The sequence below is a fragment of the Pseudofrankia coriaricola genome, from assembly GCF_032027725.1.
Lineage (GTDB): Bacteria > Actinomycetota > Actinomycetes > Frankiales > Frankiaceae > Pseudofrankia.
Map to the genome: position 1 here is coordinate 17,269 of NZ_JASNFO010000006.1, position 18,735 is coordinate 36,003.

Annotated in this window: 14 protein-coding genes and 1 pseudogene; 7 read left to right on the plus strand and 8 right to left on the minus strand. The window is 68.9% G+C overall.

What is annotated here, in order from left to right; all coding sequences use genetic code 11:
* Positions 1-103: 103 nt before the first annotated feature.
* Positions 104-718: a TetR family transcriptional regulator gene (locus QOZ89_RS05945; RefSeq protein WP_312623193.1), complete on the minus strand. Its 615-nt coding sequence runs from the start codon at positions 716-718 to the stop codon at positions 104-106.
* A gap of 104 nt (positions 719-822) precedes the next feature.
* Here QOZ89_RS05945 and QOZ89_RS05950 point away from each other — a divergent pair, with 104 nt between their 5' ends.
* The 3 genes from QOZ89_RS05950 (at position 823) to QOZ89_RS05960 (ending at position 4,057) form a co-directional block, all read left to right on the plus strand.
* Positions 823-1,878, plus strand: coding sequence for an aldo/keto reductase (locus QOZ89_RS05950; RefSeq protein ID WP_071052392.1), 1,056 nt, complete (start codon positions 823-825; stop codon positions 1,876-1,878).
* A 120-nt stretch (positions 1,879-1,998) separates the two neighbouring features.
* Positions 1,999-3,003, plus strand: coding sequence for an aldo/keto reductase (locus QOZ89_RS05955; protein WP_071052391.1), 1,005 nt, complete (start codon positions 1,999-2,001; stop codon positions 3,001-3,003).
* A 157-nt stretch (positions 3,004-3,160) separates the two neighbouring features.
* The gene (locus QOZ89_RS05960; RefSeq protein WP_312623194.1) at positions 3,161-4,057 is read left to right on the plus strand and encodes an NADP-dependent oxidoreductase; all 897 of its coding nucleotides are present in this window, start codon (positions 3,161-3,163) and stop codon (positions 4,055-4,057) included.
* 154 nt (positions 4,058-4,211) lie between these two features.
* On the opposite strand, the pseudogene QOZ89_RS05965 reads toward QOZ89_RS05960, so the two are convergent.
* Positions 4,212-4,406, minus strand: a pseudogene (locus QOZ89_RS05965) (FCD domain-containing protein); the annotation flags it as partial.
* Positions 4,407-4,822: 416 nt separating this feature from the next.
* A complete protein-coding gene (locus QOZ89_RS05970) occupies positions 4,823-5,803 on the minus strand; it encodes an aldo/keto reductase (protein ID WP_312623195.1) in 981 nt (326 codons plus the stop codon).
* 225 nt (positions 5,804-6,028) lie between these two features.
* Between QOZ89_RS05970 and QOZ89_RS05975 the strand changes: the two genes are divergently transcribed.
* Positions 6,029-6,934 carry a helix-turn-helix domain-containing protein gene (locus QOZ89_RS05975; RefSeq protein WP_312623196.1) on the plus strand — a complete coding sequence of 302 codons (906 nt, stop codon included), beginning with the start codon at positions 6,029-6,031 and terminating at the stop codon, positions 6,932-6,934.
* Between the two features lie 563 nt (positions 6,935-7,497).
* Entirely contained in the window at positions 7,498-8,532 is a 1,035-nt protein-coding gene (locus QOZ89_RS05985) for an alpha/beta hydrolase (protein ID WP_071052387.1), read from the plus strand.
* 139 nt (positions 8,533-8,671) lie between these two features.
* Here the strand turns inward: QOZ89_RS05985 and QOZ89_RS05990 are convergent, their stop codons facing one another.
* Positions 8,672-9,673 carry a LacI family DNA-binding transcriptional regulator gene (locus QOZ89_RS05990; RefSeq protein ID WP_071052386.1) on the minus strand — a complete coding sequence of 334 codons (1,002 nt, stop codon included), beginning with the start codon at positions 9,671-9,673 and terminating at the stop codon, positions 8,672-8,674.
* Between the two features lie 156 nt (positions 9,674-9,829).
* Here QOZ89_RS05990 and QOZ89_RS05995 point away from each other — a divergent pair, with 156 nt between their 5' ends.
* Together QOZ89_RS05995 and QOZ89_RS06000 are read left to right on the plus strand one after the other, a co-directional pair.
* A complete protein-coding gene (locus tag QOZ89_RS05995) occupies positions 9,830-11,284 on the plus strand; it encodes a sulfatase family protein (RefSeq protein WP_312623198.1) in 1,455 nt (484 codons plus the stop codon).
* Between the two features lie 254 nt (positions 11,285-11,538).
* Positions 11,539-13,299 (plus strand): glycoside hydrolase family protein, encoded by a 1,761-nt coding sequence (locus QOZ89_RS06000; protein ID WP_131804148.1) that lies wholly within the window; start codon positions 11,539-11,541, stop codon positions 13,297-13,299.
* 102 nt (positions 13,300-13,401) lie between these two features.
* On the opposite strand, the gene QOZ89_RS06005 is transcribed toward QOZ89_RS06000, so the two are convergent.
* From QOZ89_RS06005 to QOZ89_RS06020, 4 genes are all read right to left on the minus strand, one after another.
* Entirely contained in the window at positions 13,402-14,535 is a 1,134-nt protein-coding gene (locus QOZ89_RS06005; protein WP_312623231.1) for a sensor histidine kinase, read from the minus strand.
* A gap of 23 nt (positions 14,536-14,558) precedes the next feature.
* Positions 14,559-15,215, minus strand: a complete 657-nt coding sequence (locus QOZ89_RS06010) for a response regulator transcription factor (RefSeq protein ID WP_312623199.1) — start codon at positions 15,213-15,215, stop codon at positions 14,559-14,561.
* Positions 15,215-16,996 (minus strand): beta-glucuronidase, encoded by a 1,782-nt coding sequence (uidA, locus tag QOZ89_RS06015; RefSeq protein ID WP_312623200.1) that lies wholly within the window; start codon positions 16,994-16,996, stop codon positions 15,215-15,217. Before uidA ends, QOZ89_RS06010 begins: the two co-directional genes overlap by 1 nt.
* 357 nt (positions 16,997-17,353) lie before the next feature.
* On the minus strand, positions 17,354-18,679 hold the full coding sequence (locus QOZ89_RS06020) for a lactate racemase domain-containing protein (RefSeq protein ID WP_312623202.1): 1,326 nt from the start codon (positions 18,677-18,679) through the stop codon (positions 17,354-17,356).
* Between the last annotated feature and the right edge of the window lie 56 nt (positions 18,680-18,735).

An 18,735-nucleotide genomic window follows, 5' to 3' on the forward strand; every position in this document is an offset into this window, starting at 1 on the left:
GGCAGGCGACCATCGACCGAAAAGCGAACAGCGCTCGCATAAGAAGTCGTCGCGGCCACGAATCCGTCTATGGAACAGTCCCGTCGTTGGAGGCAGGCGGTTGTCACCGCGTGGCGGTGTGAACCGTGGCGAGGGCGTTGGCGTACAGGCTGTGGATGTCGGCGTTGCCGTCGGAGCGGGCCCATTCGTGGATGGCGGCGTCGGCGCAGCCGAGGACGGCGGTGACGAGAGCGCGGGCGCGGGCGTCAGGGGTGGTGTCGTGGCCGTGGTCGAGGCGTGCGCGCACGTCGGGAATGAGTAGTTCCTGCCAGAGGAGCTGCTTCTCGATGCGTCGTGCGCGCAGCGACGGGGTGTGGGTGAGCATGGCACTAGCGCGCAGGCTGCGTTCGGGGTGGTCGACGAAGCTGCTCAGGAGGAGGGCGGCCGCGTGACCCAGGGCTTCCCAGGCGGACTCCTGGGGCGGGCGAGCCTGGAGTGCGTCGCGGACGCGTTCGCCGGCGGTCGCGAAGCTTCCGAGGACGACGTCCTCCTTGGTGGGGAAGTGGCGGAAGAAGCTGCTGCGGGAGACGCCGGCCTTCTCGGCGATCTGGTCTGCGGTGGTCTCGTCGAATCCGTTGGCCAGGAACAACTCCATGGCCGCGGCGGTGATCTCGGCGCGGACGGTGGCGCGCTGCCGTTCGCGCAGCGACGGCCGGGGGGTCGCCGGGTTCGCCTTCATACGGCCAGGTTAGCGGATCCCCATTCAAACTGACACTGAGTGTCATGTAGGGTCTCAGCGTCAGTCATCCGAGGTGTGTCCCTCTGGTCGAAGGCAGGCTCCCCATGCAGTTCAGGACCCTCGGTCGCACCGGCGTTCAGGTCAGCGCGCTCGGGCTCGGGACCATGAACTTCGGAGCGTTCGGGAACACCGCCGAGGCCGAGACCACCGGCATGGTCCGCCGCGCCCTGGACGCGGGCATCAACATCATCGACACCGCCGACGCCTACTCCGCCGGTGTCTCCGAGGAGCTTGTCGGCAAGGCGCTCAAGGGCGTCGACCGCGACGACGTGGTACTGGCCACCAAGTTCCGCCTACCGCTGGGAGATATCACCAAGCTGGGCGAGACGAACAAGCACGGCGGACCGAACAAGCAGGGCGGGTCGCGCCGTTGGATCGTCAGGGCCGTCGAGGACAGCCTGCGCCGTCTGGGTACCGACCACATCGATCTCTATCAGATGCACCGTCCGGATCCGGCCACCGACATCGAGGAGTCGCTGTCGGCGCTGACCGACCTGCAGCGCGCGGGAAAGATTCTCTACATCGGCTCGTCGACGTTCTCCGCCGCGGAGATGGTCGAGGCGCAGTGGGTGTCCGAGCGGCGCGCGCTGGCGCGTTTCGTCACCGAGCAGCCGCCGTACTCGATCCTCGTACGCGGCATCGAGGCCGACGTGCTGCCCACGGCGCAGAAATACAGCATGGGCGTGTTGACCTGGAGCCCGCTGGCGAGCGGATTCCTGTCAGGCAAGTACCGGCCCGGCGTCGAGGCGGAGCAGTCGCACCGCGACAAGCTCAGAGCCGGCCGCCCGATCCCCACCGACCGCGACGACACGCTCAAGCGCGAGGCCGCGGAAATGCTCCACACCCTCGCCGGCGAACACGGGATGTCACTCGTCGAGATGTCGATCGCCTTCGCGACCAGCCACCCCGGCGTAACCAGCGCGCTGATCGGTCCGCGCACCATCGAGCAGCTCGAGGCACAGCTACCCTGCGGAGACCGCGTGCTGTCCGCCGAGGTCCTCGACCGGATTGACGACATCGTCGCCCCCGGTCGCACGGTCAAGGCCGGCGACTCCCACGCCGTCAACCCCGCCCTCGACGCAGCCAACCGCCGCCGCTGAACCACACCCCGCCTCTGTCCCCGCCGCCGGCCATCCCGGGAACATCACCACGGCCGAGTTCCGGACTACTCAAGCAACTGATGCCGCGTTTCCACCACGCGAACCTGGGAGGACAAGACGATGGAACGCCGACGCCTTGGCACGGGTGGGCTCGACGTCTCGAAGCTGTCGCTCGGTGCGATGACCTTCGGCTCGGGGATGCCGCCGATCACGAAGGTCGACGAACGGAACGCTCGCGCGATGGTCGATCGGGCGCTCGACGCGGGTGTCAACCTGGTCGACACCGCCGACGTCTACGCCTCCGGCCAGTCGGAAGAGATCCTGGGCGCCTGTGTTCGACACCGGCGTGACGACGTGCTGATCGCCACCAAGGTCGGCTTCGGTTCCCTCGAACCAGGGGCGTTGGCGTACGACGCCGTGGTCGCGTCGTGCGAGGCCAGTCTCCGCCGGCTCGGCACCGACTGGATCGACCTCTACCAGCTCCATCGCCCTGACCGCACGACGCCCATCGAGGAGACTCTCCGCGCGCTCGACGACCTCGTGGCACGCGGGCTGGTCCGCGCTGTCGGCACCAGCAACTTCCGGGCCTGGGAGACCGCCGCGGCCGTGGCCAACCAGCGAGCCCTGGGCCGCACACCGTTCAGCGCCGCCCAGCTCTACTACTCGCTCGTCGGGCGCGAGGCCGAACATGACCTCATCCCGCAGTGCCGCGCCGACAACGTCGGGGTCATCGTGTGGAGCCCGCTGGCGGGCGGGTACCTCACCGGGCGCTACCGCGACGGCGGGGACGGCGGGCGCCTAAGTGCACATACGTTCCCTCCCGTCGCCCCCGGCCTCGGCGCACGCGCTCTCGACGCGGTCGGCAAGGTCGCCGCGTCTCGTGGCGTGTCCATGGCGCAGGTCGCACTGGCCTGGGTGTTGGCGCAACCGGGCATCACCTCGGTCATCGTCGGCGCGAGCACGCTGGAGCAGCTTGACGACAACCTTGCCGCCGGCACGCTCGAGCTCGACGCCGACGAGCTCGCGGCCCTGCACGCGGCCAGCGCGCTGGCACCTGTCTACCCCACCTGGTGGGACGCGGCGATGGGTATTCCGGGCCCGAACGACTGCGCCCAGCAAGCGTGACGAATGGTGGCCGCGGAGCGCGCGATCCTGAGCGTCGGGATCGGCACTGCCGTCTGCGTCGTCCTCGTCAACGCCTTCTGATCCTTCTGGCTGCGCGAGGGGAGGTCTACCGATCCGGTACGAACTGCTCGGAGCCCACGACTCGCAGCAGTTCGAGGTGGTCGATGTCGCCGGTGCCGGGTGGCGCGGTGTAGGTACCCCGGCCGGTCCCGGGTCCGGTCAGGTCCTGGTCGAGGTGAAGGCGGCGGCGATCAACCCAGGCGAGGCGGCCATCCGTGCGGGCGCCTTCGCACAGCGCTGGCCGGCGATGTTCCCCTCGGGGCAGGGCAGCGACCTCGCCGGGATCGTGGCGGAAGTCGGCCCGGGCGTGACGCGGGTCATGGCCGGCGATGAGGTGATCGGGTTCACCGACAACCGTGCCAGCCACGCCCAGTTCGTCCTTGTCGAGCAGGGGAACCTCACGCCTCGCCCGTCCGGTGTCCCCTGGGAGGCGGCCGGTTCCCTCTACGTGGCCGGGACGACGGCGTACGCGGCCGTCCGGGCGGTATCCCTCGCGCCCGGCGACACGCTCGTGGTGTCGGCCGCGGCGGGCGGGGTCGGCTCCATCGCCGTACAACTGGCCACTGCCGCCGGCGCTACCGTCATCGGCCTGGCCAGCCCGGCCAACCATGACTGGCTCGCCGGCCACGGCGTGATCCCGGTCGTATACGGCGACGGGGTCTCGGACCGAATCCGGGACGCCTCGGGCGGCCGGGTTGACGCGTTCCTCGACGCCTTCGGCGGTGGCTACGTCGACCTCGCGATCGACCTCGGGGTGCGTCCGGAACGGATCGACACAGTCATCGACTTCGCGGCGGCGGAGAGGTACGCCGTCAAGACGGAAGGTAACGCCGCCGCGGGAACGGCCGAGGTGCTCGCGGAAGTCGCCGCTCTGATCGACAAAGGCGTCGTTGAAATCCCGATCGCGAAGGTCTTCCCGCTGGCTGAGGTGCGCGACGCGTATCGGGAACTGGAGCGCCGGCACACCCGCGGGAAGATCGTGTTGCGTCCCTGACGACCCCGCCGGCGATGCTCACAGCCTTGGCGGCTACCCGACCAGGTTGGTGAGAACCGGCAGCCGGCTGCGGCGCGAGGCGCCCAGCCGCTGTCCGGTTCGGTCGCAGGGCGCGCAGGGCGGCGGCGAGTTCGCGGTGTTCGTCCGGGATGTGTGCGAGGTAGTCCTCGGAGCCCTGGGCGATCCGGGTCAGCAGGAACAGGTGGACCTGGGACCGGATCGCCTCCCAGGCCTCCCGCAGGCGCCGGTGGTGGGCGGCGGCGAAGACGGCGTCGTGGAACGCGATATCGCACCGCGCCATCTCGTGCTCGTCCTCGACGCGCCGCATGCGGTCAGTCGCTGTTTCCATGGCCGTGATGTCCAGCCGTCGCCACCGGCACCGCCCGCGGCTTGGTCACCCAGCTGCGCACCGACACCCATTTCGCGCTCGATGGTCAGGCCGACCCAGCGGCGCCGTAGGACGCGGACCCGGCTCGGTCTCGGTCGGCCTGGTCAGACGCAGTCACTGCTCTGCTTGCGGACCTAATCGGAGACTAGGTAGCCGAGCGCGCGGGATGACCGTCGTCCTTCGCGCTCGGCGGACGGGGCCGACCGGAGACGGAACGACAGGAAGCAGTCTCTGCGTTGGCGACGCTAGTCGCGCGGTGGGAGCAGGCCGGCAGCCCCACCAGCCAACGCGACCAGACGGGCTGAACCGCTTCCTACCGGGCGCACGCGTCATCCCCCGTGACTGCCCATGCTGTTCTCCTTGTCGCGTGCGGCGGGTCAGCGGTCGATCGTGGTCATGTTGGCTTCGTCGTGGCGCTCCCCGGCGGCAGGGTCGAGGGTGTTCAGCCGTTCGATCTGGTCTGCGGTGAGTTCGATGCCGTCGGCGGCGGTGTTCTCCTCGACGCGGGCGACGCGGCGGGTGCCGGGTATGGGTGCGATGTCGTCGCCGCGGGTGAGGATCCAGGCCAGGGCGGTCTGCGCCGGGGTCGCGCCGATCTCCGCGCCGATCGCCGTGACGGTGTCGACGATGGCCAGGTTGCGCTGGAAGTTCTCGCCGGTGAAGCGCGGGTTGGTCTTGCGCCAGTCGTCGTCGGCGAAGTCGTCGACGGAGCGGATCTGCCCGGTCAGCAGCCCGTGGCCGAGCGGCGAGTACGGCACGAATCCGATCCCGAGCTCGCGCAGCAGCGGCAGGATCTCCGCTTCCACGTCGCGGGTCCACAGTGAGTACTCCGTCTGCAGCGCCGACACCGGCTGCACAGCGTGAGCGCGCCGGATCGTCGTCGCGGACGCCTCGGAGAGCCCGAAATGCAGCACCTTGCCTTGTGCGATCAGGTCGGCGACCGCCTGCGCGGTCTCCTCGATCGGCGTGCTCTGGTCCACTCGATGCTGGTAGTAGAGGTCGATGTGGTCGGTGCCCAGACGCCGCAACGATCCCTCGATAGCGGCCTTCACATTCGCCGCACTGCTGTCGACGACACCAGGGCCACCGCCCGTGTGCGAGAACAGGCCGAACTTCGTGGCGATCTTCACCTGGTCGCGGCGATTCTTGATCGCCTGTCCGACGATCTCCTCGCTGAGGAACGGTCCGTAGATCTCCGCGGTGTCGATGTGCGTCACGCCGAGATCGAACCCGCGGTGGATGGTGCGGATCGACTCGTCGTTATCTAGGGCACCCTCGGAGGTGTAAGTGCCGGCCATGGTCATCGCGCCAAGGCCGATGCGGGAGACCTCCAGGGTCCCGAGGTGGGCGTTCTTCATCAGGTTCGTCCTTCCGGTGTCGTTCGGGACCTGGCCAGCTGTTCCCGGTCCCGGTCCCGTTTCCAGGTCAGACCTGGTCTCCCGTGGCCGCCCGAGGTCCGTCGCGGCCCGCTCCTCGGGTGGCGACACTGATGCAACCCGATCGCGGGCGTGCGAAGAAGTCACCGCTGGCAGGTGTACTGACAGCCCACCCCTCGCCTGCGAGTTCGTGCCTAGCCTGGACCGGTGGGTAACCAGGGCGAGGTCAAGGCGTTCCTCACGTCCCGCCGCGCGAAGATCACCCCCGAGCAGGCCGGGCTGACCAGCCACGGCCGCGGCCGGCGGGTCCCGGGACTGCGGCGCAGCGAGGTCGCCGACCTGGCGGGCGTCAGCGTCGAGTACTACGCCCAGCTCGAACGCGGCAACCTCGCGGGCGCCTCCGACAGCGTGCTCGACGCCGTGGCCCGAGCCCTGCAACTCGACGACGCCGAGCGCGCTCACCTGCTCGACCTCGCGCGTGCTGCCGGCCCCGCCGCCCGCACCCGCCGCCGGCCCGCGACCCAGCAGGTCCGGCCCAGCATCCAACGCCTGCTGGACCTCATGACCGAGATCCCCGCGATCGTGAACAACGCCCGCCTAGACACCGTGGCCGCCAACGCCTTGGGCCGGACGCTGTTCGCGCCCGTCTACACCAGCCCTGTCCGCCCGGCCGGCCAGCCCGTCAACCACGCCCGGTTCACCTTCCTCGACCCCCACGCCCGCGACTTCTGGCTCGACTGGGACCGCGCCGCCGACGACAGCGTCAGCACCCTGCGCACCGAAGCCGGCCGCGACCCGCACGACAGAGACCTCATCGACCTCGTCGGGGAACTCGGCACCCGCAGCGACGCCTTCCGCGTCCGCTGGGCAACCCACGACGTTCGCCTCCACCGCACCGGACGCAAACACCTCCACCACCCCGCCATCGGTGACCTTCACCTGAACTTCGAGGTCCTCGACCTGCCCGCCGACCCCGGCCTGACCCTCATCGCCTTCCACGCCGACATCGGCTCGCCCAACGCCGACGCCCTGCGCCTCCTCACCAGCTGGGCAGCAACCCAAAACCTGACCGCCGCCCCCGATGCGGCCAGAAATCCACGAGCCAGCCGCTGATCCGACCGACGAACGGCACGGGAATGTCGTAGGAAACGGGTCGAGGCCACGGAGCGGCCCGCGTCAAGGCAGGATCGACACAGGTGCACGCTGGGTCGAGCGCTCGCTCGCGGGCAGCCCGCAGCGACACGGCTGTCCTGTCGGATCAGGCCATCGTTAGCTGCGGGCCGACAAGGGCGTACGACTTCCCGGACCTACGCCGCTACCTACGCCGACAACGCATCACCCCACGCATCGCCCGGCGCGGCGTGGAGCGCGCCGACCGTCTCGGCCGGCACAGGTAGAAGATCGAGAGGACGACCGTGTGGCTCGGCGGCTACCGCCGCCTGACCATCCGCTACGAACGCCACGGCCGTAGCTTCCTCGGGTTCCTGACTTGCGCGCGCTAGCGCCGTGGTGGTAGTTTTGCACCCGAAGACGCAAGATCGTTTTAGTGGCGTCGCGGCGAAAGTGGGCCGGCGCGTTGGTGATGCCGCTCCGTGGAAGGCGAAAACGGAGCCTGCTCCGGTTAGGCGGTCGAGTGCCCGACGCGTGCCATCAACAGTCGGGAATGCGAGGGCAAGATGGGGAAATTTGATTCTCCGGCGCCGCCCATGGACGAGGAATGTGCTGCGACCTGGCGGTTCCTCATCGACACGCAGTTCGGCGGAGTTGTCCCTGAGATCACCGAAGAGATAGTCCCGCTGGCCCGCGCATACAAGCTGCCGACCCGTGAGACGGTGCTCAAAGAATTCCCTGTCTCTGAGGAGGAGCGTTCAGTCCCGGGGCCGGATGCAGAGATCATCGTCTCGGTTTTCACGCCGCGGAATCATCCCGGAACTGGCCCTGGAATCGTCTGGCTGCATGGCGGCGGAATGGTGGCCGGCCATCGTTTCGGGGCGGAGTCGGCCTTGCGGCTCGCGGTGGCGTCCAGCAGCGTCGTCGTGTCGGTCGAATACCGGATGCCTCCTGAAGCCCCCGACCCCACGCCCGTCGACGACTGTTACGCCGCGCTTCTCTGGACCGCGGATCACGCCGCCGAGCTGGGGATCGATCCGGCCGCGCTCATCCTCGCCGGCGGCAGCGCCGGCGGAGGCCTCGCCGCAGGTACAGCCCTACGCGTACGCGACGATGGCGGCCCTACCCTCGCCGGAATGCTTCTCCTGTCCCCGATGCTCGACGACCGGATGCAGACGGCCTCGGCTCACATGACCGGCGTGCTGTCGTGGAGCCGGACCAGCAACGAGACCGGATGGCGCATGTTGCTGGGGGACCGTGCCGGCACCGACGACGTCTCCGCCTATGCGGCGCCCGGCAGGGCGACCGATCTGTCGGGGCTCCCGCCAACGTTCATCGACGTCGGCTCCGTCGACCTGTTCCGCGACGAGGCTGTTGCCTTCACCTCCACGATCTGGGCGTGTGGAGGCGACGCCGAGCTTCATGTCTGGTCCGGCGGATTCCACGGTTACGAGGGCTACGCGCCCAACGCCCTACTTACCGTTGACACTCTCGCGGCCCGCGAGCGATGGCTCACACGCGTACTCGCCCGCGCCCGCGGCCACCATTCCGAGTTCGAGGCCGCGCGGGAAGTTCGCCCTCGAACGGAGGACCATTCGTGAAAAGCTGCCGTGGCGACCGCGGATAACACATCCATGCCCTCACCGGCGTCCGGCGGGCTACCGTGACGAGGCCCGGATCATCGGTGTCATTCGACCCCATGGGCTACCGTTCGCCATTCCCACGGAGCTCCCGGCCATGTCAGGCGGACTCTCGGACGATCAGTCGTGGCTGCACCGCTGCCGCCAGGGCGGGATCGAGCTCGCGGCCGTCAAGCAGCCGTCGGAGGGAGGAGGCGACGGCATGGGCGAGGTCCGGCACGAGGAAATGGGTGGTGGTCAACGTGGGGCGAAGGATGGCCCCCAATGGCTGGTTGCCGGATCCGACCACCGCGATGTCCCTCGGGACGTCGAGGCCAGCCTCGCGCAGGGCGTAGATGAGCATAAGGGCGAACTCGTCGTTGTAGGCGTAGACGGCGTCGGGCCGGTGGGCCGGGTTGCGCCAGCGGGCGACGGCCGGGGCTATGGAGCTGACCGCGAGGCTGCAGTCCACGCGTTCGACGAGGGCGTTCTCAATCTGCGCGGCCTCCACGACCGCCTCGAAGCGCCGTTCGGCCAGGGCCGCCCATTCGCCCCCGGGCACCAGACAGGACAGCCGACGATGCCCCTGACTCAGTAGATGCCGGGTAGCGACGCGGGCCACCGCGGACGGGTCGATCGGCACGCTCGGGGCGTACGGTCCGGCCGGGACGCCGCTGAGCAGGACCGCCTGCACGCCTGCCTGCCGTAGCAGCGCGACAGCCGGCTGGGTCCCCCGTGACGTGTCGAGAAAGACGGCGGCGGGGCGCAGCTCTGCCCACATACGGGCGCCCTCCACCCCGGAGGCGGTGTGGTCGCCATGCAGCAGCAGGTCCAGGCCCATCCCGGCCAACTCGCGGCCCAGATGGGCCAGAAACACGTCCTGGCCGGGCAGCGACCCGGACCGCGGCATGGGCAGCAGCACAATATTGCTTCGGCCCGCCCGCAGCGCCCGCGCCGACGCGTTCGGCGCGTAGTGCAGGTCCCGCGCCGCGGCCAGGACCCGTTGCCGGGTCGCCTCGCTGATCGGGTGGTCGGTGCCGTTGAGGACATGAGACACCGTCGCCCGCGACACTCCCGCCCGGCGGGCCACGTCGGTACTGGTCGGCCGCGACACGGCGCTCATGCGGTCCTCCTACGGTCGTGCGGACGGCCGGGACCTGCCCTGCCCGGCGACACGGACTTCCCTCGGGCGGGTAACACGTGTCACTATAACTGGTGACACGTGTTACCGGCGAGCTTCGACCCCACTCACGCTTGTTCACGCACGAGGAGCGTATTCATGGTGGATACCCGTCCGAATTTTGTGATTTTCATCCCCGATCAGCTCCGCGCGGACGCGCTCGGCGCATTCGGTAACCGGCACGTCCGCACTCCGAACTTCGACGCGCTGGCGGCCCGGGGTACCCGGTTCACCAACGCCTACGTGCAGCATCCGGTGTGCGTTCCTAGCCGTGCCTCGTTCCTGACCGGCTGGTATCCACATACCTCGGGCCATCGCAGCCAGAACCACCTGCTGCGGGGGCACGAGCCGAACCTGCTGCGCATCCTGAAGGACGCCGGATATCACGTCACCTGGGCCGGTCGCCGCGGCGACACGTTCGCCCCGGGGGTGACCGAGACCAGCGTGCACGAGTACGGGTACACCGAACCGCCCCCTGTCAGCGCTTACCGGCCCGAGTTGGCGACCTGGCCCGGCGGGGATCTGTGGGCGCGCCTGTTCTACTTCGGCCGGACGGCGGGCAACCTCGACCAGGACGAAGCCTCGATCCGCACCGCCGAGCAGAGGCTGGCCGCGCCTCCGGACAAACCGTGGGTGCTGTTCGTGCCCGTCATCGCCCCGCACTGCCCCTTCCGCGCGCCCGAGCCGTGGTTCTCGATGTATGACCGCGACGCGATGCCCGACCCGATTCCGCCGGGCGACACCGAACCCCGGTACGTTCCGGCGCTCCGCGACCTGCACGGGCTGGAACGGGTGACATCGGAGATGTGGCGCGAGGTGATCGCCACCTACTACGCCATGGTCTCGCGTATGGACGACCATCTCGGGCGGGTCCTGTCCGCTGTCGAGCGGACCGGGCAGGCCGACAACACGGTCACGATGTTCTTCGCCGACCATGGCGAGTACCTCGGGGACTTCGGGCTGATCGAGAAATGGCCCTCGGCGATGCATCCCTGCATCACCCGCGATCCCCTCGTCATCGCCGGCGGCGGGCTGCCCGAGGGCCAGGTCCACGACGGCATGGTGGAACTCGTCGACGTCCTGCCCACCGTGCTCGACCTGGCCGGCATCCCCGCGCCGCACCGGCACTTCGGGCGCAGCCTGGTGCCCGTCCTGCACGACCCCGGCTCCGAACACCGCGAGTACGCGTTCACGGAGGGGGGCTTCACCATCGAGGAGGAATCCCAACTGGAGCACTCGGTCTTTCCTTACGACCTGAAGACGGCACTGCAACACCGCCAGCCCGACCTGGTCGGCAAGGCCACCGCGGTACGTGACCGGGAATGGACCTACGTATGGCGGCTGTACGAACCCCCGGAGCTCTACCACCGAGTCACCGACCCCGACGAGCGACACAACCTCGCCGGACGCCCAGAACACTCCGAGGTGGAACGCCGCCTGAGCCAGGCGCTGCTGCACTGGCTGATGACTACTGCCGATGTCATCCCCCCCGATTCTGACCCACGCATGCCCGACGTCGACCTACCCGCCCCACAACTCGTCCACTCCGAATAGACCTCCGAGGCTCCGCGTTGTCGCCGCGCCAGTGGGTGGGCGACCACCGTGGTCGCCGTCGCGTCGGGTCGGCGTCCAGCTAACGCTCTACTTACGCGGCTTCCCGATATGTTCCCGCTGGCCTCTGGACGAAGCCGCGACCGGGTCGGCGAGGAACCCATGACACAGTGCGGCGGGGGTCCCTTCTGTCCTGGGTGCCCGGGCGTAGACCGAGCGTCATTGCTGGGCGCCGGCCGATGGGAATGGATACAAGAATGCAGCATGACAATTCGCCAGCGTTGGCGGAGGAGCCGGATTCTCCGGCCGGCGGGGCGCCGAGGCGGTTCAGCCGGCGCGGCATGGTGGCTGGTGTCTCGCTGGGCGCGGCGGCAACCGCCGCCGGATTTCTGGTGCCACGCGGGTTCGACCAGTCGACGCCTGCGCGCGCGGTGGGGAACGACGCGGAGGACAGGGTGCCGGGCCTGCCCGCGTCGCTGACAAAAGTGGTGGACTCCTGGGCGAGGGAACCGTCATCGCATCCGCTCATCGGTGACTGGCGGCGGGTCGGCTACCGTCGCGGCGCGGCGGAGCCGCGGAGGCCTGATCACATCGTGGCGGCAAGTTCCGTCGGGATCAGGCCGGGCGGGTCGGAGGATGTGAGTGGGCGGCTCCAGAAGGCGCTGAGCGACCTTGGGGCCGCGGGCGGAGGCGTGTTGAGTCTCGACGCCGGCCGCTATGTCCTGGACAACCCGCTGTTCATGCACGACTCGAACGTCGTGCTCGCCGGAGCGGGCAAGAACCGCACCACGCTTTTCTTCAAGCGGCCTCTTCGGGACACCATCCGGGACACCACCGCCTGGTCCTGGACCGGCGGGCAGATCTTCTTCCTCGCCCGGGAGCGCCTCGCCGCGCTGCGGTCACCTGACCAAAGCCAGGGCCGTGGTGAGGGCTGGCTCTCCGGCCCACGGCTTGCCAACGTCGCGCCCGCCGTCCGCGGCACCCAGGTACTCCTCGTCGACGACACCAGCGCTGTCAAGCCGGGGCAGATGGTGGTACTTGAGGTCGACGATCCGGCCGACAACCAGCTACTCCGTGAGATCGCCGGAGACGTGCCCGGAGCGGCCAGCTATGACTGGGCGAAACGCGCTCCTGGGCTGAACAGAACGACCTGGACCTGGCCGGTCGTCGTGACGGACGTCCTCTCGTCACGGACGGTCCGGATCGAGCAGCCGCTACGGATCTCTATCCGCCAGTCAACCCCGGCGCGTCTGGTGACCCTCGGGCCGACCGTGCATGACAGCGGCGTCGAGGGCCTCACCATCGAGAACGCGCTGCTTACCCAGACCAAACACAACCAGAATCCGGGCTCCAACGGCGTGTGTTTCCAGGCCGTCTATGACTGCTGGGCCAAGGACATCCACGTGCTCAACGCCGACATGGCCTACGGGATGACCTCCGCGAAATCCTGCACCCTCACCGGGATCTCCGCGGGAGGTCGATCACTCCACCACTTCACCATCTCCCGTGTGGCGTCACACGACAACCTCATCCAGGACTTCGTCCTCGAGGACTTCACGATCCCCGCCGTCCCGGGCTCCTACCTGCACGGACTCAGCGTCGAGGCGCTCTCCAGCGGCAACGTCTGGCGACGCGGAACACTGCACACCGGCACCTTCGACTCACACCGGGCGATGTCCTTCGAGAACCTCCGGACCAACATCACGGTTACCAACAAGGACGCGGTTCCGGGTGGCGCGCTGAACGCCGGCCCCTATTTCGGCGCCCGTATGGTGCACTGGGGTGTCACCGTCACCAACAACGAGAACCTCTGCATGGACATCACCGACCAGGCGCCACGGGCGCTGACCGTCGGCATGGATGGACTGACAAAACCCGGTTCCCGTCTCAACGGTGCGGGGATTGATTTCGAAGGCGATCTTCAGTCCGAACGTCTTGAGTTCGGCACCAGACTCCAACGACAAGCACGAGACCTCCTCGACGTCCAACGAGCCGTCCGCCCCACCGCCACCTTCTAGAGGGCCAAAGGGCGTGCGAAAATGATCTTCCTTCGCACGCCCGGCGGCCGTTGTCCCCAGGATCACTGAGGGGAATCCGGCGAGAAGCCACCGAGCGTGGCGTCAGCTCACAGCGAGGGGCAGCTCGACGCGGGCGGTCACCTCGCCGGGCCGACGGCTCCACCTGATCGTGCCGCCGTGAGCCTGGAGGACCGCCTGCACGATGGACAGCCCCACTCCCGGCCTACCCGGGACGGACTCCGTGTCGTCGGTCAGGTCAGGAACCGAGTTTGCGACGCACAGTGACGCCGTGCGGCCGTCGTCGCCCGGGGCGACGGTCACGGTGACCCAGCCGTCCGGTCGGTTGTGCCGCGCGCTGTTGTCCAGCAGATTGCGCGCGAGGCTCTCCAGTAGCGCCCGGTCACAGGCGACCTCGGCGGTCCGCAGGTCGACGTCGAGTCGGATCCGGGTGAACGACGGCGTCTCGACGACCCGGCCCAGCACGTTCCCGACGAGCTCGTCCAGCGGGAACGTCGTCTTCTCCAGGTCGTTCAGGTCGGTCCGGGACAGCACGAGCAGCTGCGACACCAGCCGCTGGCTGCGGTCCACGGCCTCCGAGACGGTCCGCAGCCGCCGCTGGACGTCGGCGTCGGCCGTGTCGTCGAGCAGCATCGCGAGTTCGGCCCGCGACGTGGCCAGCGGGGTGCGCAGCTCGTGAGCGACCTGTCCGGCGAAGCGGCGCTGGGCGACGAACGCCACGGACAGCCGGTCGAGCATCGCGTCGAACGTGTCGGCGAGCTCTTTCACCTCGTCGTCCGGGCCATCGATGGATACCCGGTCACCGAGGTCGGACGCGGATGCCGAGCGGGCCCGGTCGGTCATCTTCCGGATAGGTCGCAGAATGCTCCCCGACAGCATCCAGGCGGTGGCCACCGCGCCGACAAGCACCACCAGCAACCCGACGAACGACCAGCGGCGCGCGTTGCCGAGAGCCTGGTCGAGACGACGTTGTTGCACCTCCCGGGCGACCTCGTCCACGGTCTTGCCGTTCCGCAGCCGCGTATCGTCGAACTTCGTCGAGAACAGCTGTTCGGGATGAGCCTCGATGTAGCTGAGGCCTGTCTCCTGACGGACTCCCATCTCGGCCATCAGCGCGCTGTGGAACGAGTACACCGACGGATACGGTACGTTCCGGAACGCAAAGGTGTTGACCACCAGCGTGAACGACCCGGCAACAACCAGGCTCAAGGCAATCATCAGGGCGATACGAGTGCGGATCTTCATGCCAGGCGGTACCCCACCGCCGGCGTGGTCACGATCATTGGCGGGTCCCCGAGCTTGCGGCGAAGGGTCAGGATCGTGACCCGCACCGCGTTGCTGAACGGGTCCAGCCGTTCGTCCCACACCCGCTCCATCAGCTGCTCCGCACTGAGGCACGCCCCGTCCGCGAGCATCAACGTCTCCAGTACCGCGAACTCGCGGTTCGTCAGCCGCAGGTCGCGACCGCCGCGCTGGGCCGTCCGTCGGGCGGCGTCGAGGGAGATGTCCCGCCACTCCAATACGGGTCCGGCGGCGTGTGGGCTACGTCGGCCGAGCGCCCGGAGCCGGGCGACCAGCTCGCGCATGTCGAACGGCTTCGGAAGATAGTCATCGGCGCCCAGCATCAGCCCTTCGACGCGTTCGGAGACGTCGTCCGAGGCCGTCAGCATCAGGATGCGCGTGGCTGCTCTCTCGCCCACAATCTTTTCACACACGGTGTCACCATGCACACCGGGAAGATGGCGGTCGAGTACGACGATCTCGTACTCGACGACACCAATCTTGTCGAGCGCCTCCTCGCCGTTGTACGCCACGTCCACGGCAAATCTCTCCCGCCGCAGGCCACGGGCGACCGCGTCGGCGAGCGGCGCGTCGTCCTCGACGACCAGCACGCGCATCAGGTAGCCGGGCGCCAGCGGCGGCGGAGGGCGAAGGCGGCGGACTTGGGCCGGCGGTCGCGGGTGAAGACGCCCTTCTTGTTGCCGTCGACCCGCATGATGCCGGGCTTGGTGGCGAAGTCGGCGAAGTTCCACACGTGTTCGCCGACGACGGCGTCGATCCGGTCGAAGACGCGGTGGTTCATCTCCAGGTACTCGACCTGGTATTCCTCGCTCCACGGTGTCGCTGGCATGGTGTGCAGCCCGGAGACGGTGTCGGCGCCGTACTCGGTGACGATGATGGGCTTGCCATGGGCGGCCCAGGCCTCGAGTTCCGCCTGCCAGTTGGTCTCGGCCCCGGCCAGGTCGCCGGTGTTGAGGTACCAGCCCCAGTAGCGGTTGAGCATGATGACGTCGGTCAGGGGCCTGAGCAGGTCCTTGTCCGGTGTGGCGAGCAGCATGTTCACGTAGCCGACCGGCCGGGTGGGGTCGAGCTTGCGGGTCAGGGCGAACAACGGCTCGAAGTACTCCACCGAGGCTGGTGTGGTCGACTCCGGCTCGTTCGCGACGCACCACAGCACGACGCTGGGATGGTTCTTGTCCCGGGCCACGAGTTCGCGGATTGCCTGGGCGTGGACCTCACGGCTGGCGTCGTTGATGGTCTCGGGTGAGAAGGTCGAGAACGAGCGGCCGCCACCGACGATGCCGCTGGCGATGGCGGTGTTCTGGCCGACCGCGGCGGTCTCGTCGATGACGACGAAGCCGTGCCGGTCGGCGTAGTCCAGAACCTCCTCGGCATAGGGGTAGTGCGAGGTGCGGAAGGAGTTCGCGCCGGTCCATTCCATCAGTGCGAAGTCGTGGACCATGAAGACGTCGTCGTGGCCCTTGCCGCGGACGGGCAGGTCCTCGTGCCGGCCGAACCCGGTGAAGTAGAACGGTTCGCCGTTGATCAAAAACTTCGTTTCCCGCACCTCCACGGTGCGTATGCCGACGGGGAGCGCGTAGGCGTCGACCACCTCGGCGCCGTCGATGACCTCCACGAGCAGGTCGTACAGGTAGCCCTCACCGGGTCGCCATGGGTGTACGTCGGCCACGGTGAGGACGCCGGCTGTCCCAGCGGCCCTGGCCACCTCGGTTCCTTCGGCATCCGTCAGGACGGCGCGGACGGCCAGGGCGTCGCCGTCCGTCACGTCGACCCGGTAGTCGACGGTGCCGCCGGCGCCCGCGAGGCCCGTCACGACGGTGACGTCGCTGATGTGGGCCGGTGGGGTGCTGTACAGCCAGACCGGCCGGTGCAGGCCGGCGTAGTTGAAGAAGTCGTGGAAGTAGACCTGTTGCCTGCCGGTGGGGGTGTCCTGGACGACGCCCGGTGGAACCGACTGCCAGGTCAGCTCGTTGCTGACCACCGCCGTCACCCGGATCTCGTGGCCTGGCCGTGCCAGTTCGGTGATGTCGGCCTCGAACGGGGTGTAGCCGCCCTCGTGCCGGGCGACCTCGACGTCGTCGACCCAGACGACGGCGCGATGGGTGGCCGCGTCGAACCGCAGCGCCACGCGTTGCCCCGCCCAGCCGCGGGGCACCCGCACCGTCGTCTGATACCAGGCGTCACCGACATGGTCGTGCGTTGCGGCGTCGGCGAACACATCGTTGTAGCTGGCAGGTACCGGAACCTCCCACGCCTCGGCCAGCCGGCCGCGCCACCAGCCGTCCTCGTGGCCGCGGGTCTCGGGGTCGAGGCGGAACAGCCAGAGTCCCTCGATGCGTCGGCGTTCGCGGGTGGCACTGTCCTGGGGGCGCAGCATCGGTGTCCTTCCGGGATGGAGACTCGGGACCGCTGCGGGTGCCCGGTCCGCGTCGAGGTCGGCACGGCCAGTCCCGGCCCGTCCGGCCACGGCATCTGCGCAGTAGGTCACACGTCTGTATGCCAGGGCAATCGGTTGCCATCAGTTGCCTGGGAGGCGCTCCGTCTCGGGGTGGCGCTGGGAACCGGTTGCCACAAGCGGTGGCGGGCGCCTACTGTTGCCGCCCCTGAGCCCGGCTCGGGGCACGACGGCTGTCCAGGTGATCCGCCGGGCTGACGCGACGGGGTTCTTGCGTGGCCGGCCATACCGACCGCCGCATGACCAACCGGCCTGGCTCACTTTCAGCGACCGCGCACACTATCGAAGCCGGAAGAGGATCTCGCCTGCGTCGGGGACGACGAACGTTTCGGGGTCCGCCTGGCAGGCGGCGACGTCCACTTGGGCCGGGTCCAGGTAGTCGAGGTTCACCGCGCGGACGATGTCCTCGGGAATGCCGGTGGCCAGGGTCACCCGTACTCGGCATCGTTCTCCGGCGCGCTCGTCGTAGGTGCCGGCACCCCGCAGATGGGTGGAGTGAGCGAGCACGCTGCGGTGTACATGCCGATAGCGGTCCCATTGCTTCATGAAGTAGTCGCGGCAGTGGTAGCCGATATCCAGGATCTCGGGATGCGTGCCGGCGACCTGCGTGATGTGCGGGGCGTAGAGGATGACCTCGCCGCCGTCGGCGACGACGGGCTCGAGTTTGTAGAAGCCCTTGGCGGCGGTCCAGATGTCGTCATACTTCTCGGGCATGACGGACAGCACCCGCCGGACCGGCGCGTCCAGGTAGCTCACGTGGGTCGCGGCGGAGACCTTCGCGGCCGCCGCCCAGGCCGCCCTGGGCTCGCCGAACGCCGCCGCGTGCAGCGCCCCGCTGCCGGACCGCGCCACGACGCACAGCGCCAGGGTCTCGGCCGGGATCAGTGCCGCGGCCTCGTCGATGAGCGCGCGGACTGGTGTCGTGCCCGGCCTGCCGATGATGCCGGCGCTGGTGATCAGGGCGCCCAGCCAGTGTGAGAGGTCAATGACCTCCGGGCCGGCGACTCCCGGGAAGAAGTACTTGTTGCCGCCGGAGAAGCCCACGACCTCGTGTGGGAAGACCGGGCCGACCACGAGGGCGACGTCGTGCTCGACGACGGCGCGGTTGAGCCGGACCGCTACGTTCTCGCGTAGCCGACCCTCGGAGATCTCCGCCACCCGCTCCGCGGGGATCGTTCCGAGCGAGACGAACGTCCGGGGATCCCGCCACTCGTGGTTGCGGATTTCCATGCCCGGGTAGCGGGCACCAGGGTTCCCTGCCGGGTGGCCGAGGTGCCTGGCGAGCTGGGTCTGGGTCATCGCGGCGTGGGTGCCGAGCGCGACGAGCGTGGTGAGCCGGCTCGCCCGGCCGGTCAGTGCTCCGTGCACGGCCGAGAGCAGCAGCGGCAGCGGGCAGCTGCGGGTCCCGTCCGGGACGATGACGCAGACACTTCGGCCGTCGACGTTGTGCGCGGCAAGCTGCTCATGGATGAATGCGGCGACGTGGTCGTCGGCGAGCAGATCGGTTGGGCCACCGATGATCGTCGCCTGGTCCGCCGTGTCGGCGAACGGACCGGCGACGTGGCCGGCCTCGGCATCCGCGATGGGGATATTGGTCCAGGCCATGCCTTGTACCGTGCGCCCGACCCCGGCCCTGGACAAGGACGTGGTGGCAAGAGATG